Origin of the sequence: Mesorhizobium ciceri biovar biserrulae WSM1271 (genome assembly GCF_000185905.1) — a bacterium.
GTDB classification, from domain to species: Bacteria; Pseudomonadota; Alphaproteobacteria; order Rhizobiales; family Rhizobiaceae; genus Mesorhizobium; species Mesorhizobium ciceri.
The window spans coordinates 5,979,368-5,996,740 of record NC_014923.1; the positions used below are offsets into that span (position 1 = coordinate 5,979,368).

Genomic DNA, 17,373 nt, shown 5'->3' on the forward strand with positions numbered 1-17,373 from the left:
GTTGCCCCCAGTTTCTATCCAGTTTTGAGTTCGTTTCCGGCGTGGGTTGTGCCCTGCTGGGCGGGTGAAGCGACGGGCGCTGGCGCGGAGCCTTTGGCATAGCGCAGCGCGAGCGACCGTCGCGGGTTGAAGTGCTGGCGAACTCGGCCGCTGTCTGCCAAGCGATTTGGGAGTGCGGCCGCGCGGTGTTGTAGTCGGCGTGCCATAGGGCGATGGCTACGCGTGCCTGAGCCAGCGAGGTAAACAGTGTCTCGTTGAGCAGTTCATCGCGCAATCGGCCGTTGAAGCTCTCGAGGCGCACCAAGAGGGCGAGATCACTGTCAATGGGATCCGGTTGCATAACAAAATGCGCGACCTGACTGAGGTTCGTACGAACGTCGGCATGGTGTTCCAGCACTTCAATCTCTTCCCGCATATGACGGTGCTGATGATCTGCATGGCAGCGCCTGTGTGGATTAAGAGTATGTCCGAGGCCGAGGCAAAGAAGATCGCGCTAAAATTCCTCGAGCGCGTACGCATACCCGAGCAGGCGAACAAATTCCCTGGTCAACTCTCCGGAGGACAACAGCAGCGCGTCGCAATTGCCCGCTCGCTCTGCATGGAGCCTGCGGTCATGCTTTTCGACGAGCCGACCTCGTCTCTCGATCCGGAGATGGTCGCTGAGGTGCTCGAGACCATGACCAGTCTCGCGCGCGAGGGCATGGCGATGGTCTGCGTCACCCACGAGATGGGTTTCGCGCGCTCCGTCGCCGATCGCGTCATCTTCATGGATGCAGGCCGGATCGTCGAGGAAGGCAAGCCGCACGACTTCTTCACCAAGCCTCAGCACGAAAGAACAAAACTCTTCCTCCATCAGATTTTGTCGCACTGAGGTGCGGGTATGCTCGCAACGGCGAACCGGTGATGCTGTTCGCTATTGTCAGCCAGCACTGCCGGTCGAGCGTGGCGCAACAGCTCCTTGTCGACCTCCGCCACCTCGGGATGGGCCAATACACTTCCGCACGCAACGAACCTGCATAGCCGACCAGGCGACGAACGATGGCACCGTTCTTCTGCTCGACCGATGCCTGATCATTCTTCCGATAAGCACGGGAACGCGTCACTTCCAATCCTTGACTTCTGCACCAGGAGACCACGAGTTCATTCATGCGGCGCTTCATTGTCAAAAGTCCACGCCTTGAAGCGGAAAGGGGAACAACGACCTAGCCCGGATGGCAGCAATGACAAGACGACTTTCTCGTCTGCACCGTGGAGTGGGCCCCATTTTCACCGGAGACGCGGCGGTTGGGTTTAGGCACTGAGGCGCAAGAACTCGCGAGGTGAGCGGAACTTGAGGCCGGAGTGCGGGTGGACCTCACCATAATCGTCGAAGCAAGGCCAGGATGGTGTCGGCGTCTGAGAGGATGACGATCGAGGCATAGTCCGTTTTCAGGTTTTGACGAAGGGTAACCGGCCGGTTACTTTTGTTCGACATAGGAGGCACTGCCTACCCCGCCCGACTATGTCGAGTAGCTCTGACCGTAATAGTAAATTTCTGAGCCGCATTTGGCCAAGTTCGACCAGGCCAATATGTGCGCAGTCATTTTGAAGCTTCCGAATCAGATGAGTTTACAAGGGTTGGATAGTTCTTCGGCAACTTCTCCATGGGATATGCGCGTTGCGCTTCGCTCCTGCGCTCTTCCCAGAGGAAGCCATATGGCTCATTGCGCATGGCGGGAACCCAAATGGACTCCATGTCTCTCACGCTGACGAGCCTCGCGTAGGTTCCACCCAGCGCGAACTCACGTGTGACCTCCTTCAATTCATGAACGTCACGGGCGACATTGCGCGAAAGAAATCTGTATTCCGGCCTTCCCACGACATCGCGGACATAGATTGATGATGAGCCGTTAAACGGCCCCGTCCCGAAGTCTAAGACACCCTCGATATCGATCGTTTTCATATAAGGCACGTGAGCCAACAGTTCGCAGCGGTGCACATGCGTGGCATCTGACGTACCGAGGCCCATGACAAGGCCTCCGAGCCGGCTGATCAACCCAAATATCGAGTCATCACCGAACGGACTGCATCTCCACCATTCCGTCTGGCACAATTCGTGCGCTCTCGGGCCGGTCACGACCATTGAATAAGCGGGATGTTTGGTGCGCCCAGCGGGAAGCTCTCGCATCACAAGGTCGGCCAACACTCCTGTTTCAGACTTTGTCTTCGTCCAATGAAAATACCGCGTAGCGCAGTAGCTTAATGTGAACGCTGGAAGAATAACCGTGGACGACGCGGAGACGCGCTCTATCCCTTCAAGAAGAATGGATGCTATCTCATTCGCAGTTACATTCCTCAATGCCACAAGCGACGAATGCAGCACAATCGTGCTGGGTGTCAGTGACTCAATGTATCCGATAATCCGCGCGAGCTCGTCCCTAAATTCGGCAGCCTGTCCGCTCTTGCCTCTGGCGCCCGCTTGAGATCCGCTGCGATCGACTGGTTGGATTCGCCTTGCCCACTCCTCAAGCGACAAGTCTTGCTCTCGATAGACGTCGTCGCAGAACATAAGGCCGGTTTCGGCCAACTTGACCTGTATCTCGAGGAAGTTCAGCGAATCAATGTTGCACTCCCGAGCTATCGAGCTGGGTAATACCCATTTTCGCGTGACGGCGTGTACCGCTCTCAGCAAGTGGTCCAACGGTGACGCCGTTGCATGTTCTGTTTGGGGTGCAGCACAACTCACGTTCGCCCTGAGCGCCTCCTTGGCAGTTCTCTCAAGGGTGCGCTGGTCCAGTTTTCCATTGGCGGTAAAAGGAAGCTCGACAAGAGGCGTAACGAGCCTCGGAACACGATCATTCGGCAGTGCATCCGAGAGCCGCCGGCGAACATCATCCACGTCGACGCTCGTGGGCGTGACGATGCAGACCAACTCCTGCCCCATGTCGTCATCTCTATCCACTACGACAACCGCGGAATCTGCGCATAGGCCCGTCCGATCGATCGCGCTCGTAATTTCCCCTTTCTCCAGTCGGATCCCTCGAAACTTAATCTGATCATCCTTCCTTCCGACAAACCGCAATCCCTGCTCTTCCGACGCCAAGACATAGTCTCCAGTACGATACAGCACTTGTTCACCGTTGGACGTAATGAATGGCACGAAGCGCAGCTGCGATTGGGCATCGTCACCCACGTAGCCTTTGGACGTCTGCATGCCTCCCACCCAGAGCTCGCCCTCGACTTCAAACCCAACGCCGGATTTGGCGCTGTCAAGAACAAAGAAGTCAATGTTGCATGCGGGTTTGCCGATGTACATTGGCAGATCAGCATCACAACGTTGGCAATAGTGATAGCTAACGGCAACGCAACACTCAGTGGGGCCGTAGCTGTTTATTAGATTCGCCCGTGGAATGATAGAGTAGAATCTCTTCCTAAGTGAATCTGGCAAGGATTCACCGTTGCAGATCACATATCTGAGATCCGTTAACTGTTCTACTATGTAGGGAAGACGCTCAAGTGCTCCCAAGAAGCGACGCAGCAGTGTTGGAACGATCTGAACAACATTCGTTTTGCTTTGGATTAGGAATTCGATTGTCTGCATAATCTGTCCACGGAGTTCTGTAGCGGGCAAGACAATTGTCCCTCCGGTCGCAAATGGGACAAAGAACTCGGGGACCGAGAGATCGAACGTTGGCCGCGTAAGCTGCGATATGCGGATGCCCTCCGACAAATCGAGCATATCGATATACCAGTCGACCAGATTCAGAAGAGCCGTCTGGGAAACTGGTACCCCTTTCGGGGTTCCCGTGGTCCCGGAGGTATGCATGATGTATGAGATGTCCGAGAACGCCGAGTTGCTGACACCGCGTGTCAGAAGGTGCTCAACGTGGATGGAACCGCTTGCATCCTGACTAACGATTGCATTGGCGTTTGTGTTGCGGAGTATGGGGTCCAACCGCTGGTTGGATTCAGATGGATCAACAGGCACGAACGCAACGCCCATCATTTGGGTAGCAAGAATGACCGTGACCAAATCAACTGATCGGGGGAGCTTGACAATCACCGCATCGCCAGGCTGGAGGCCGATGGCCTCGAAACGCCGCACAAGACTCGACGCGGACATCCCCAACTCCTGGTAACTTATCTCGCCATTCTCGCTCGTATGAACAGCGGTGTTCGACGCAAATTTTTCCAAAGTCGTGGCGATAACATTTCCGATTTTGTCGTGGCCAAAACGTACCGGCCGGCGCGGACCCGAGAGGGTCGGTATCAGAATCTGCATCGTATGGTCTCCCTCATGGTCTTCGTCTTCCGCCTGCGGTTTTCAGGAAGCAACTAGGACACATCGCACTCCGCACTTGCCTGAGCGCGGCCAATCTCATTTGTCTAGCTTCGCGTGACCCAGCGAGTTGTGCCCTTTGGTCGCTGACTGGACCTGAAACATAGCATGTTGAGCTTTTTCAGGAACTGTCAAAGCTGGTAGGGTGACGCTTCTCACGCTGCGGCGGCTTCGGGACCGTTCTGAACCGCCCCGGGTTGATCGGAGGCTCCAACTTCCTGAGAAAGTCGAGCCACGGCAAGCAAGACGACTAACAAGTTCTCTCCCGAGGTCCGGACCCGCGCGGTTCGGCTGGTTCTGGATCAGAGCATGCCTCGCGGTGGGCGGCGGTCTCGTCGATCGCCGCCAACATTGGCCGTACGGCGCAGACGCTGCATGACTGGGTGAAGGCCGAACGCGACAGTGGCTGACTCAAGGCTTTGGACCGCGAGCTTCGCCAGGCCAACGAGATCCTTCGCAAGGCTTCCGCGTGTTTTGCCCAGGCTGAGCTCGACCGCCGGTTCAGACCATGATCGCGTTCACGACGATCACCGCGAGGCGCATGGGATCGAGCCGATCTGCAATGTGCTGCCGATCACCCCGTCGACTACCACGACCATGTCGCCACGCGCATCGATCCCTCCCGGTGTCGGCTCGGACGAAGCGGGATGAGGCTTTGAACGATGAGGTCCGACGTGTGTTCGAGGCTAACTTCCGCGTCTACGGCGTTCGCAAGGTCTGGCGGCAGTTGCAACGCGAGGGCTTCGACGTCGCCCGCTGCACGGTTGCCCGCCTGATGAAGGCCATGGGCGTCGAAGGCATCATCCGCGGCAAGCCGATCCGCGCCACAGTGAGCGACAAGGCGGCGCCATGCCCTCTCGATCACGTCAACCGCCAGTTCCATGCCCAGGCGCCGAACATGCTGTGGGTCTCCGACTTCACCTACGGTGCGCCCCGTCCCGGCATCGAGAAAGGAGGATTTGAAGAATGCTCTGCTCTGCTGTGATGGGGCAAGAGCCCAAGCGGCGGTGACCTGGCGTCAACTGGCAGGGTCACGTAGCCCGCAGGTAAAGGGAATTGAGGCCGAGGGCTGAGGCGAAATGCTGATGAGGTCGCCGGAGACGTATGTCGGCGGCATCCGAATTTGGGCGTACATGTAGGTCGCCTGCAGGGAGCCATGGGGAGAACACAGCCAGACCATGGCAGCGGCATGGACTTGCGGGACGCAAGGACAAGGACTGCGACCGGCAACCTCCCCAGTCGTGGAATGTCCAGCGTATGAACGAGGAATCTAGGCGGAAGCCACAATTGCTTGAGCTAGAGCGGCGGACTTTAATGTGAGTCCATGTCATGCGGCAGTGAAGTAGTGATCGTGTCCCAGGGCGTAGATGTGGGGCAAGCGGCGAGGGTGTGGCATCTTTCGGCGCTGTTAGAAGCAACTCTTCAGAAGGAGGCGCCCCATGCCACAGTCTTTTGACGCAAGCCGGTCCCTTACCGCTCTCGAACAGGATAACACGATCGTCGCCGTCATCGAAATGAGCAAGGCGAAGTGGCTGATTGCCGCGCTTGTTCCGGGATTCAAGCGCCAGCCGCTAAAGATACCATTGCTGCCGACGCGCCATCATTGTTGAAGCTGATGCAGCGCTGGCGCGGCGAAGCCGGCCCAGGCCGGGCATACGATCAAGCGGATCGCCGTCGCCTAGGAGGCGGCCGGCGACGGCTTTTGGCTGGCGCGCTGGCTGCCGGGCGCGCGACATCGAGGCCTATGCCCCATCCACCCTGCCAGCGTTTCGGTGTCGCGTGAGCACCGGCGTGCCAAGACAGATAGGCTCGACACGGAGCTTTTGATGCGCGCCTTTCTCGGCCGGCTGCGTGGCGAGAAGCGCCATTGCAGTATGGCGGCGCTTCCGACGCTCGAAGAAGAGGACGCGCGGCGGCCGAACCGCGAGCGACAGACCTTGGTTGGTGAGCAGACGCGGCTCGTCAACCGCATCAAGGCGATTCTCGCCCGCTTCGGCATTCGCAGCTTCCGCTTGAGTCTGCGCAATGCGGCCGACAGGCTCATCGCCATCCGCATAGCGGAGGGAACGCCGCTGCCGGACAACACCCGCGCCGAGTTGCACCGCTTGCTTGAGCGGCTCGACCTCCTGCGTGCGCAGATCCGCACAATCGAGGGCGACCGCCTGCGTAGGCTCGCCGCGGCTCCGGCTGCACCAGAAGGCCCGCATGCGATGGTGCGCCTCATCGCACGAGTCATCGGCGTGGGTGTAGAGACGGCGGACATGCTGGTCCACAAGATCCTGTCGCGCCGATTGCGTGATCGCCGCGCGGTGGCGCGCTATGCCGGACTCACGGGTTCGCTCGACGAGAGCGGCAAACGCCGGCGCGAGAAGGGGCTTGCACGCGCCGGCAGTGCCCGCGTGCGGCATGGCGTGATCCAACTGGGCTGGCGCTTTCTCCTCTTCCAGAAGGACGGTGCGCTGGCCCGATGGTTCCAGGCGCGCACGGCGGACGGCCGCAAGGCCACGCGCAAGACAATGATCGTGGCGCTGGCGCGCAAGCTTCTGATTGCGCTGTGGCGCCTCGTCACCACGGGCGAGGCGCCACAGGGCGTCAGTTTGCGTGCGGCGTGGTGGGAACACGTGGGAAGAGGAGAGCAACGCACACCCAATTGGCTGGCCCGCAGACGGTCTGCCGATGATGATCCGAGGTGGCGGCAACCCGAAGCTACACATGGTCCTCAGACCGCGGACGTAGAATGGGCCCGCCGCCCCGGAGCTTCGCCTACCGATGCGCATTCTGCATCATGGTTCAGATCCCCTGAGACGGGATCGGCCTTTGTGGCCCTCCCATTATGGGACCAGAAGAATGGGGCGGAACAATCTAATCGGCGACCTGATCGCAACATGAGACCGCAACAGCAACCATGCGAACTCGCCCCATCCATCGTCCTGCGAAGGACTCTTTCCACCGGCGGCGGAATCTTATTGTCTCCTTTGGCTCTCGCTATCCTGGTTGCTAATTACGCAGCAACAGGCAAGCTCTCCCGTGTCCAGCAGAATTCGGTTCCGTCACTCCACATGCGATGCATGATCACCGCAAGCCGTCGGGCCAAAGCTACAACCGCCTTTTGCCTGCCGCGGTGTTTGGCGATATTCACCGCCCAGGCTTTTAGCCAAGATCATTTCTTGACATTAGCCAGCAGGACCTGCGCTGCTAAAGCAGGGATCGCATCATCGCGTCACCACAACAGGATACGGCGTCATGCCGAGCACCGAACCAACTGCCTTTGAATGTGCAAACCGCGCAGGTATATCGATGGTTGCCGTATAGGTCAGAGCGACAACGGGCCCGACGCCGGGGATCGTCGTTAACCGGCGGCAGACTTCATCCTCACGGACCAAATCCAAGACCTTCTTGTGCAGCTTGGTGAACTCTTGGCGCAGCAATTTGCGCCCAGTCAACAAAGGCTGCATGATGTCGCTCAGGCCTGTCTTCGACGAGACCATTGATCCGCTCCTCGAATTTAACCTTTCCAACCAATCCGACTTTCAGGCCGAAATTGCGCAACAATCCGCGAATGTCATTCTCGATGGCGATGGCTTTTCCCTGCAAGAGTTTGCGCGCTGTCAGCAATGCCCAGTGCTTCTGGCTCGTCAGGGTCTTCACATGCACAGGCCGATAGAGATTGACGCGCATCATCTGGGCTATCCCACGGGCATCGTTACGGTCGGTCTTATTCGGTTGAGCTTTCAAATGCCTTGGCATGCCTGGTCTCAATGCAGATCACGGGCAGTCCTGCCTTGGCAAGTCCCTCGTAAAGCCATTGCGACAGTGGTCCGGCTTCAAGACCGATCCGCTCAATCTGCCACTTCGGGTCCTTTATCACCGAGATCAAATCATCGGGGTGAGTAGTAACCTTTGTTTCGCGGCAAATTTTTCCTGTTTCATCAATGATGGCCGCTACCAATCCGGAGAAGTCGATTAATGACGGCCATATATCCCGACGTGGCGATCGCCATTTGCGGGGGCTTCTCTACGAAGCGGCGGCGGTCATTCTGACGCGCAGCTCAACCGACAGCACTCTGCGCACGTGGGGTCTGCAGCTCCGGGAGAGGATCGGCTTCAAACGAGCCGCCGTTGCCGTAGCCCGCAAACTGGCGGTTATAAGCATACGTTGCTTAAGACCGGCGAGATCTTTAATCCGAATGCTGGAGCAGCCGCATAAATCCGGATAGCGTTCAAACGCTTAAGGTGTCCCTGCCGGGACGTGAGCCGAGCCATTCCGCTGATGGGTTGCACCGCTGACTCAGCAAAGTGCGTCGTCCACATTGAAGGCTCGACCCGCGAAGCTCCATCATGCGGCGGCTAATGTCGACCGCGAAGACAACCCTGCACCCGGCACACGCGTGTTAAGACGTGCAGATACTTGTCATCAACATTGCGATTAGATGGGATATTTGGCTTTGCAGGCTTACCATTGACCCTTGTGGATTGTGGTGCTGCGCTTCTGGCTGATGGGAACGAGGTCATGTCTTTCAACAGCCTCGACCGCAGGAAACGGAGAAGCGCAGCATGAAACACTATTGTGCACTGGATGTATCGGTGAAAGAGACCGCGGTTTGCATGTCGTCAGGCCGATCCACGCGCCAACCGATCGGGATTTCCTGAAGTTGTCCGGCTCCTCAATGGCTGTGGTAAAGGAGGTTGCGGTGATCGCACCGATGCCGGGAATCGACATGAGGATGCGGCAAGCCTGACTCTGGCGCGCGTCCCGGACCAACTGCCGTCCGAGTTCGGCGGCGCGGATGCGAATGCCACGCCAGGCTTCCAGCATCGGAAGCACGATCGATGCAAGTCCGTCCTGATCGGCAAGAAGGCTCCGGACGTTCTTCTCGATGGTGCTTCCCTTTCCGGCGGGAACGAGCAGACCAAAGGTTTTCATGACACCGCGGATCTGGTTGGAAAGCTTGGTAGTGATTCGGACCAACCGGGTGCGCGCTGCGACAAGCGTGCGAGTCAGCATGCTGTCGAATCCCTTCACGCGGACCTCACGAAAGAACCCGACTTCCGCGAGCTGCGCCAGACCATCGGCGTCGTTAGCGTCCGTCTTGTTCGCCGCCATATCGAGCGCCGCCTTAGCATGGCGCGCATCGATGCAGATCGCCGGCAACCCCTCGGTGCGCAGTGAATGATAGAACCATACCGACAGCGGTCCGGTCTCGAACACCACGCGTTTCACGGCTGGCGCCCGCTTGCGGATGAGCTCGGCGATGATGCTGGGATCAGATGCGCACTTGCCGCGCCAGATCCGTTGACCTGCTCGGCGGATCGAGACTGCCGTCTCTTTCATCGACACATCGAGACCGATATATTCTTCCATGGCTGTTCTCCATTCGATGCTTGGGCCCGGCGTCCAGTCGTGAGCCCGTATCTCCATCCTATCGGGGAACAGCCGCTCTCCAAGACTATTGATTGGTTTCAGGGCGACTCGCTTCCGCGATTACATGGCGTGATCGCGGAGCATCGAGCACTCAGCTAAACTGCTGACGTTTGATCTCGCCATGTGGAGAAATGGAATGACGAAGCACTTTGTTGGTCTGGATGTTCCCTCGACCTGACGTCGGTATGCGTTCTTGACGAAGCCGGCGCCGTGGTGTGGCTGGCAAGGTTGCCTCAACACCGGAAGCTTTGACTGAAGCCATTCGCAAACATGCACCATCAGTTGTAAAGATTGGCCTGGAAACAGGACCGTTGTGCACATGGCATTGGCACGCACTCCGGGAAAACGGCCTTCCTGTCGTCTGCCTTGATGCCAGGCATGCGAAGGCGGCATTGTCGGTTCAGCTGAACAAGACGGATGACAATGATGCCTACGGCTTAGCCCAGCTTATTCGGAGCGGCTGGTATAAGAAAGTGCGGTCAAGAGCCTCGACAGCCATCGTGTGCGGACCTTGCTTTCCTCCCGTGCCCAGCTGGTCAACATGCGCCGCGATCTCGGAACAAAGATACGTGGGCTTTTGAAGACATTTGGCAGGATTGTCGGGAAGGTCAGCGGAAGGAAATATGAGGAATCCGTTCGCGAGCTCTGCGCGGGAGAGCTTGGGCTGGAAGGGGCTGTCTCAGCGTTGCTGGCTGTCCGCGCACGCATTGAGCAAGAAATCAGAACGTTGGAAGAGCACATTCTCGGGTTCGCCAAACACAGCGATCCGTGCCGCCGGTCGCCACGACCCACCGCTATGCCGCAGCGGATGTCGAGAGGCGGAGTATTTGCGGCTCAGTACGCGAGGGCCGGAGCGGTAGCAGCTTCGGGCCTTCTTTGGACGGCCGTTTGGGCTTCAAGGCAAATTTTGGGACACCCACGTCTCCAGGAACTCGCGCTGTCCTTACAACGAGAATCATCGGCAAGGAATTATGGACCATTCGGTTGCGCGAAATCTTGGCCAAGCTGTTCCTATACCCAAAGGCCGATCGAGGCAGCTATCGCGCTGCGCGACAATCACCAGATCGTGCGGTCATTCCACCGTCCTACACGTTAAGATCCTATGAGGAGGTGGATAGCGGCCAGCGCTCTGCAGAGTGAGGTTGCTGAATTTCACTCTCTGGAGGCGACCATGCAAGATGCAGCAGAATGACCCGAAACACCGACCCCTATCCGCACCGATCTTGGGGCGCGATTTTCGTTTCGTTGGAACTCAGTCGATCGATCTGGCTGATCACTTCGCCGTCGCCAGGCGGTGGAGAGAAAATGTCGAAGCATACCGTCTCTGGCGCAGATGTTGCAGCGCTCCTCGCGCGCTTTAGCCAACTCCAGGAGAAGGCGCGGGTGCGAACAGGGCGGCACTTTTCGATCATATTCATTCAGGAGGCCGGATTGGACGGCTTCTGGATTCATCGGGTCCTGGAGAAGGAAGGCTTCGAAAGCCACATCGTCGATCCCGCTTCGATCGCAACCTCACGCCGACGCCGGCGGGCGAAGACCGACAAGATCGATGGCGAGGCGCTGGTTCGCGCGTTATTGGCGTACAAGCGAGGCGAGCCTCGGGTGTGTGCGATGGTCAGGGTGCCCACCCCTGAGGAGGAGGACCGCCGCCGCCTCTGCCGCGAGCTCAAGACGCTCATCAACGAGCGCATACGGCACGTCAATTCGTCTCAAGGGACTGTTGTTCGCACAAGGGATCGTCGACTACGAGCCACGGCGCCATGATCGGCACCAGCGGCTAGAGGAACTGCGAACCGGCGATGGGCGACCGTTGCCAACGCATTTGAAAGCAGTGGCTTGCCGTGAACTGGACCTCCTGGAACTGCTGAATAAGCAGATCGATGTGGTGAAGGCGGAGCGGAATGCCCTGCTTGCCGCAGAGCGCGCCGCCGCGTCGGCGCGGGTGGCCATGTTGCTGGAGCTAAAAGGGGTCGGCCCTGGCTTCGCCGGGGCCCTGTGGTCGGAAGGACTCTTCCGTCACTTCGACAATCGGCGCCAGATTGCCGCTTATGCGGGCTTGGCCCCCACACCGTGGCAGAGTGGATCAATCGCTCACGAACAGGGCGTGTCGAAAGCCGGCAATCCGAGGCTACGAGCCACGCTCGTGGAACTGGCATGGCTGTGGCCGCGGCACCAGCCGGCCTCGGAACTCAGTCGGTGGTTCTATGAACGGGTGAGCCGGAATGGCGGTCGTCTCAAGAAGCCGATGATCGTCGCGTTAGCGCGAAAATTATTGGTCGCGCTCTGGAAATATGTGACCGCCGGTGTGCTGATCGAAGGCGCCGCGACGAACAGCGTATGACGATAGCTTTTGCGAAACTAAGCAACCTACCAGGACCTGATCATTCCTGCGGATCCGGGTGGACGAACCGGCGTAGGGTATGGCCCGAAATGCCGAAGTTAAGAATGGTCTCGTCTTCCTGAGCCCTGTCCGCTGCATGCGGGATAATGGTGCAGCCGCCTTGAGCGGCGACCGAATGTGAGTTTGAGCGTGCTCGATATGGAGCCGCCTCCTTAACGGGCTCAGACCTTGGATGCCGAAACAGCGCAGGAGACCTGCAGATGGCACCCTGATAAGCTTGCTTGACCCAAAGCTCCTCATGTGAGCCCTACGGAAGAACAATGCTGCGGATGCTGCTGCAATCTGTGAGGCTGTCTCTCGAGCTGGCATTTGGTTTGGTCCGACTCAAGTCCGAGCAGGATCAGGCATTCCTGATGTTGCAACCGGCCTGCGTCCTTCTGGTGCGCGGCAGCGGACAATGGTGGCGTGCGCGATCCAAGCTCATCTGGCGGAATACGGTCTGATCATCCCGCAGGGGCGGCAACGCGTCGATAACATTGCGATTGCTTTCGAAGAGATCCGCGAGGCCATGCCCATTGAAGCCTGCTTTGCCTCGATACTCTGATTGGTCAGGACGGCGAACTGAACAAACTAAACACGCGCCTTGGCGAGATCGACGAACGGCTGGCGCAAATTCATCGCAACCATCCTATTTGCCGATTGCTCGCCTCGTGCACTAGGGAGGTGCCTGACGCTTTCCAGACCCAGTGGCACGCGCTGGGTTCCTCGGGACAGCTGTCGCTTGTGTGACCCCACAAGCTAAGATCGGACCGAGCGATCCCGCATGGGAGGTCGTCTATCACATCAGCCCATTGCAAGCTTCAGCGTCCATCTAATGTCTAGATGGCAGATATATGCAAATAGTATTTGACCTAATCGTACAATAATTGAATTTTCGGACTTTAACCGCAGACGTTTAATTCAGGAGGGATCGGCGATCTCCGTGGGTGCGATGCCGACGCGCATCAGCCCTTCGGACGAGTTGAGGGTCCGGCGCGCTCGCCTACGTCGTCGTAATCGTCTCGGCGGCTCTTGCGAACGTCATGAGCATGCGGGCTGGGCCGCTGCAGACGTTTTTGAGGATGACGCTGCCGCTGGGGTTCGGCCAGCGCCCTCTTCGCGTTCCTCGCCTCCTTCGATGAAGTCGTCATTACATCGCTAGTAGCCGGATTCTCGATCCACTTTACTTCTGAACATGTGGGAGGATATTCGCAACCAAATCCACATATCGTGGCGACCCAAGCAGACATGATGCTCGCAATGCCCGAAATGTGTCGGCAAGACGCCAACGTCCTACGCGTGTTCCGCCAGGTGCTGGGTGTGCCCAAGTCGAGCCCAAGAAGGATGAATGAAGTGGAAGAAGCAGTGGAGCGACGGATCATTCGCGGATTTAGGTGGCCGGCAGCGTCGCCCCAAAGTTCCGAGACAGTGACCATAAGAACGGTGCACAATCTGCGTGTCCCGATGCGCGATGGGGTCGAGTTGGCTGCTGACCTGATCTGTGCGGACGGAGCCCTTGGACGTGCTTCGCCTGCGATTCTGATCAGAACGCCATACGACAAGACAAACCAGCGCTCTTGGAGTGCGGAGTTCTACCGGAAACTTGTTGAGAACGGCTACGTCGTGATAGTAGTCGATGTTCGAGGCCGCTTCAACTCCGGCGGGAAATTCAAGCCGTACTTCAATGAGGCCATCGACGGCTACGACACCATCGAATGGATCGCTCGACAGGAGTGGTGCGATGGAAATGTCGGCATGCATGGTACGTCGTATGTCGGTCAAACGCAGTGGTACGCCGCATCTGAGGCTCCACCACATTTGCGCGCCATAGTTCCTATCGTTTCGCCGCCGGGGTCGCTGTGGCGGAATGAGCCAATCTTTAATGGTGCGCTGCTCATATCATTCGGAGAATGGGCTGTCGGTATGGGAGATCGCAGCTGGCAAGTCACCGACTTCAGCGAGATATGGTCGCAACAGCAGGAGTATTTCGAGGCCATCCCTTCCAGCTGCCTTCCGGAGATGGCCGGAGCATCAATAGACTGGTGGCGGGAGTGGCTTGAACATCCCACCTACGACGGCTTCTGGGCCGCCGGCTCCTATGAGCGCTATGAACGAATGGCCGTCCCAGCGCTTAGTATTACCGGGTGGTGGGACATGAACTTTCCCGGCTCTCCACTTAATTTTGAGCGAATGCGCGATCAGGGACTCACAGAGAGTGCTAGGCGCGGGCAACGATTGGTCATCGGGCCATGGGCACACCGAGTAAACAAGACGACCACCCTATCAGGACTTGATTTTGGCCCGTCAGCTGTGGTTAGCCTCGATGACTACATCCTGCAGTTCTACGACCATTGGCTCAAAGGCAAACAGAATCAATTGAGCAAGGAGTCATTAGTAAGGGTGTTTGTAGCGGGCGCCAACGAGTGGTGGGCGATGGACGATTGGCCACTCGTGACCACTGAGTACACGTCCTTGTACCTCCGAGCCCCGCAGAATGATGATGCTCGGAGCGACGGACAGCTTTCGTGGAGCCCTCCAACGAGCGCCGAGGAAGCAGATTCCTACGTTTACGACCCTCGTGAATCGCCTCGCATGCTGTGGCGCTTGGAAGCAGGGCCCGTGGATGATCGAGCGATTCGAGGATGCGAGGGCGTCCTGTGTTATACGAGTGAAGTGCTCACGGCCCCGTTGGATGTTGTCGGTTGGGTGACTATGAGGCTGTATGCGTCGTCATCGGCGCGGGATACAGACTGGCATGTCCGTCTTGTTGACCTCTATCCCGATGGTTCGGCTAGGTTCCTGACTCGTGGCGTCCTGCGTGCCCGATACCGCGATTCTCTCGCTAGCCCTCGCCTCCTAGAGCCGCACGAGCCAACCCTCTTCGAGTTCTCAATGGACGCAACCGGGAATCGGTTCCTTCCAGGCCACCGAATCGGTATCGAAGTCATGAGTTCGTGGTTCACGCAGTACGATCGCAATCTGAATGGTGGGACTGCAAACCCATTCCAAGAGACTGAACCGATAGTTGCGCACCAGCGCGTTTTTCACCAGCCAGGGCTCGAATCCTGTGTGATCCTGCCCATAATCCCGTCTCAACATTGACCAATAGCGCATATTAACGGCAGTGGCGGGACCGCGGACCAGAGCACGTTTATCCGGTTCATGCCCTGCGGCCTTGAAGTAATTTGCGCATTCTGTCGTAAAAAAGGTGATGCGCCGCCTACACCATCATTCGGCGTGTTTCTGAACAATGAGGTTTCTGCCGTACGCATCCGGTGAAGACCGCAGACGTGCGTAGGGCCGTGAGGCATCGCTTCGATGACCCTGTAGATAATGTTCGGGTCTTCCGCCTGGATCAGAAGCTCGTGTTGAGGACGGTGAGGGCCGCCTGCGTGCGTACCCTGTGTTTGCTATGGACGAGACCTTTTCCCTTGCCGGCGGGAGCCGCCTGGTTCGATGACTTGACCAACGTTACGCAGCAAGAGCATGCTGACGAACAGAGAGACGTTGACTGCACGCTCCATTTCCTTCCGCTCTTAGGACGTTGTCGCTGACGATCATCCTCGGCCGGCCGCGCTCGGTGATGAGCCGGTCCAATTCGCGGGCAACCCGCATGCCCGAGAGAGACGCATCAACGATGAGTGCCAGGCACTCTCTCGTGCAGTCGTCGACGATGCGGAAGCGGCGCCCGTCGGTGAGCTGGTCCGATACGAGTCAAGCGACCAGCGCTCGTCGGGCCTCAGCGGCACCAGCATCGGCGCCCTGGTCCCCATCGCCCGCTTGCGGCCGCCACGGCGGCGAACGGCGAGCTTCTCCTCCCGATAGAGCCGGAACAGCTTCTTTTGGTTCACGACCAGGCCCTCCCGCCTCAGCATCACGAGAAGACGCCGGTAGCCGAACCGACGACGTTCCTGCGCGATCGCCTTCATCCGTTCGCGAACCTCGCGGTCGTCCGGCCTGCTGGTCTCGTAGCGAACCGTCATGCGGCAACAGCCGATGGCTTTACACGCCCGCCGTTCGCTCATCCCGAAGCCTTCCTTCAGGCGAGCGACAGCTTTCCGCTTGGCCGCGGGCGTCACCATTAATGGGATGGTCCGCCCCGTCCTCCCGCAGCATCATCTGGGCAGTCACAACAAAGGAGGTTGCAATGTCCCCACGCAATGCGCCGCGCCCTGCGGCCGTCTATGGTGTCGATATCGGCAAGAACATCTTCCACGTCGTCGGCTTGGGCAGCGACGGCGAGCCCGTCCAGCGAGTTCGCTTCCGACGCGATACGTTGATGAAGTTCTTTGAGCGGGCAGCGCCGGCAATCGTCGGGATGGAATCGTGCGCTGGATCGCAATGGATCGCCAGGAGACTTCAGGCACTGGGGCACAGGGTTCCCAGCGCAGTTCGTGAAGCCATACGTCAAGTCGAACAAGAGCGACATCATCGATGCCGAAGCTATCGCCGAAGCAGCCACGCGGCCGACGATGCGATTTGCCGCGATCAAGAGCGAGGAGCAATCCGACCTCCAAGCTTTGCATCGGGTGCGCGACCAGATGATCGGCACGCGAACCCGTCTGATCAACCAGATGCGAGCATTCTGCCTGGAATACGGCATCGCATTGAGACAGGGCGCCGGACTGTTCAAGCTCGACTTGCCACTGGTTCTCGATGACCTTTCGAATGACCTCACGCCGGCAATGCGCAAACTGCTCGTGGACCTGTTCGCAGATCTGCGCCAGTTGGAGCAGCGCATCAACGACGTGACGAGGGAGATCGCAGCGATCCAGACCGAGAAGATGTTGCCCGCCGGCTCATGACGATCCCCGGAATCGGAGCATTGGGAGCCACCGCGCTACTGGCGGCCGTCGGCACCGGATGCCAGTTCCAGAAGGCTCGCGACCTGGCCGCATGGCTGGGGCTGGTCCCTCGAGAATACTCGACCGGAGGCAAGCAGAAGCTACTCGGTATCAGCAAGCGCGGGAACCGCTACGTTCGCAAGCTGCTCGTTCATGGCGCGCGATCATGCTTCCGTCACCTGGATCGAACCCGGGATCGCCTGGGAAGCTGGCTTGACGGGTTGCAGAGCCGTATGCACCCGAACAAAGCTGTTGTCGCACTTTCCGCCAAGATGGCGCGCATTGTCTGGGTTGTCCTGACCAAGCCGGGAGCGCTCTACGAACGCAGGGACCCTGCTTTCGCCTGACGCTCCGGCTCGATTGCAAGGCTCGGGAATAGTGATGACGAAACAGTGGATCAGCATGCCGT

5 protein-coding genes, 10 pseudogenes and 1 other annotated feature are annotated in these 17,373 nt (G+C 58.5%); of the genes and pseudogenes, 10 read left to right on the forward strand and 5 right to left on the reverse strand.

Annotation, left to right across the window (positions count from 1 at the left end; translation table 11 throughout):
* Positions 1–14: 14 nt before the first annotated feature.
* Positions 15–295 (reverse strand): annotated as a pseudogene (locus MESCI_RS32875) (integrase core domain-containing protein); the annotation flags it as partial.
* Here MESCI_RS32875 and MESCI_RS28920 point away from each other — a divergent pair.
* Positions 230–871: pseudogene (locus tag MESCI_RS28920) on the forward strand (amino acid ABC transporter ATP-binding protein); the annotation flags it as partial. The pseudogenes MESCI_RS32875 and MESCI_RS28920 sit on opposite strands and share 66 nt — an antisense overlap.
* A gap of 708 nt (positions 872–1,579) precedes the next feature.
* On the opposite strand, the gene MESCI_RS28925 reads toward MESCI_RS28920, so the two are convergent.
* Positions 1,580–4,261 (reverse strand): AMP-binding protein, encoded by a 2,682-nt coding sequence (locus tag MESCI_RS28925; protein ID WP_013533471.1) that lies wholly within the window; start codon positions 4,259–4,261, stop codon positions 1,580–1,582.
* A gap of 348 nt (positions 4,262–4,609) precedes the next feature.
* Here MESCI_RS28925 and MESCI_RS28930 point away from each other — a divergent pair.
* The 3 genes and pseudogenes from MESCI_RS28930 to MESCI_RS33125 all read left to right on the forward strand — a co-directional run.
* Positions 4,610–5,261 (forward strand): annotated as a pseudogene (locus tag MESCI_RS28930) (IS3 family transposase); the annotation flags it as partial.
* Positions 4,785–4,900 (forward strand) — a sequence feature (AL1L pseudoknot). It overlaps the preceding pseudogene by 116 nt.
* Positions 5,262–5,757: 496 nt before the next feature.
* The gene (locus tag MESCI_RS32885) at positions 5,758–5,928 is read left to right on the forward strand and encodes a hypothetical protein (RefSeq protein WP_245262921.1); all 171 of its coding nucleotides are present in this window, start codon (positions 5,758–5,760) and stop codon (positions 5,926–5,928) included.
* 600 nt (positions 5,929–6,528) lie between these two features.
* A pseudogene (locus MESCI_RS33125) lies at positions 6,529–6,741 on the forward strand (transposase); the annotation flags it as partial.
* Between the two features lie 578 nt (positions 6,742–7,319).
* On the opposite strand, the pseudogene MESCI_RS28940 reads toward MESCI_RS33125, so the two are convergent.
* Positions 7,320–8,282: pseudogene (locus tag MESCI_RS28940) on the reverse strand (IS110 family RNA-guided transposase).
* Here MESCI_RS28940 and MESCI_RS28945 point away from each other — a divergent pair.
* Positions 8,259–8,525, forward strand: a pseudogene (locus MESCI_RS28945) (transposase); the annotation flags it as partial. The pseudogenes MESCI_RS28940 and MESCI_RS28945 sit on opposite strands and share 24 nt — an antisense overlap.
* Positions 8,526–8,909: 384 nt before the next feature.
* Here the strand turns inward: MESCI_RS28945 and MESCI_RS28950 are convergent.
* Positions 8,910–9,680, reverse strand: a pseudogene (locus MESCI_RS28950) (IS110 family RNA-guided transposase); the annotation flags it as partial.
* 275 nt (positions 9,681–9,955) lie between these two features.
* Between MESCI_RS28950 and MESCI_RS33370 the strand changes: the two are divergent.
* The 4 genes and pseudogenes from MESCI_RS33370 to MESCI_RS28970 all read left to right on the forward strand — a co-directional run bounded on the left by MESCI_RS33370 (position 9,956) and on the right by MESCI_RS28970 (position 15,222).
* Positions 9,956–10,321: a hypothetical protein gene (locus MESCI_RS33370; RefSeq protein ID WP_420845286.1), complete on the forward strand. Its 366-nt coding sequence runs from the start codon at positions 9,956–9,958 to the stop codon at positions 10,319–10,321.
* 629 nt (positions 10,322–10,950) lie between these two features.
* Positions 10,951–12,081, forward strand: a pseudogene (locus MESCI_RS28960) (IS110 family RNA-guided transposase).
* Between the two features lie 320 nt (positions 12,082–12,401).
* Complete coding sequence (locus tag MESCI_RS28965) at positions 12,402–12,584, forward strand: hypothetical protein (RefSeq protein WP_013533473.1); 183 nt, start codon at positions 12,402–12,404, stop codon at positions 12,582–12,584.
* Between the two features lie 880 nt (positions 12,585–13,464).
* The gene (locus tag MESCI_RS28970) at positions 13,465–15,222 is read left to right on the forward strand and encodes a CocE/NonD family hydrolase (RefSeq protein WP_245263017.1); all 1,758 of its coding nucleotides are present in this window, start codon (positions 13,465–13,467) and stop codon (positions 15,220–15,222) included.
* Between the two features lie 441 nt (positions 15,223–15,663).
* Here the strand turns inward: MESCI_RS28970 and MESCI_RS28975 are convergent.
* A pseudogene (locus tag MESCI_RS28975) lies at positions 15,664–16,202 on the reverse strand (IS3 family transposase); the annotation flags it as partial.
* Between the two features lie 65 nt (positions 16,203–16,267).
* Between MESCI_RS28975 and MESCI_RS28980 the strand changes: the two are divergent.
* Positions 16,268–17,311 (forward strand): annotated as a pseudogene (locus MESCI_RS28980) (IS110 family RNA-guided transposase).
* Positions 17,312–17,373 lie beyond the last annotated feature (62 nt).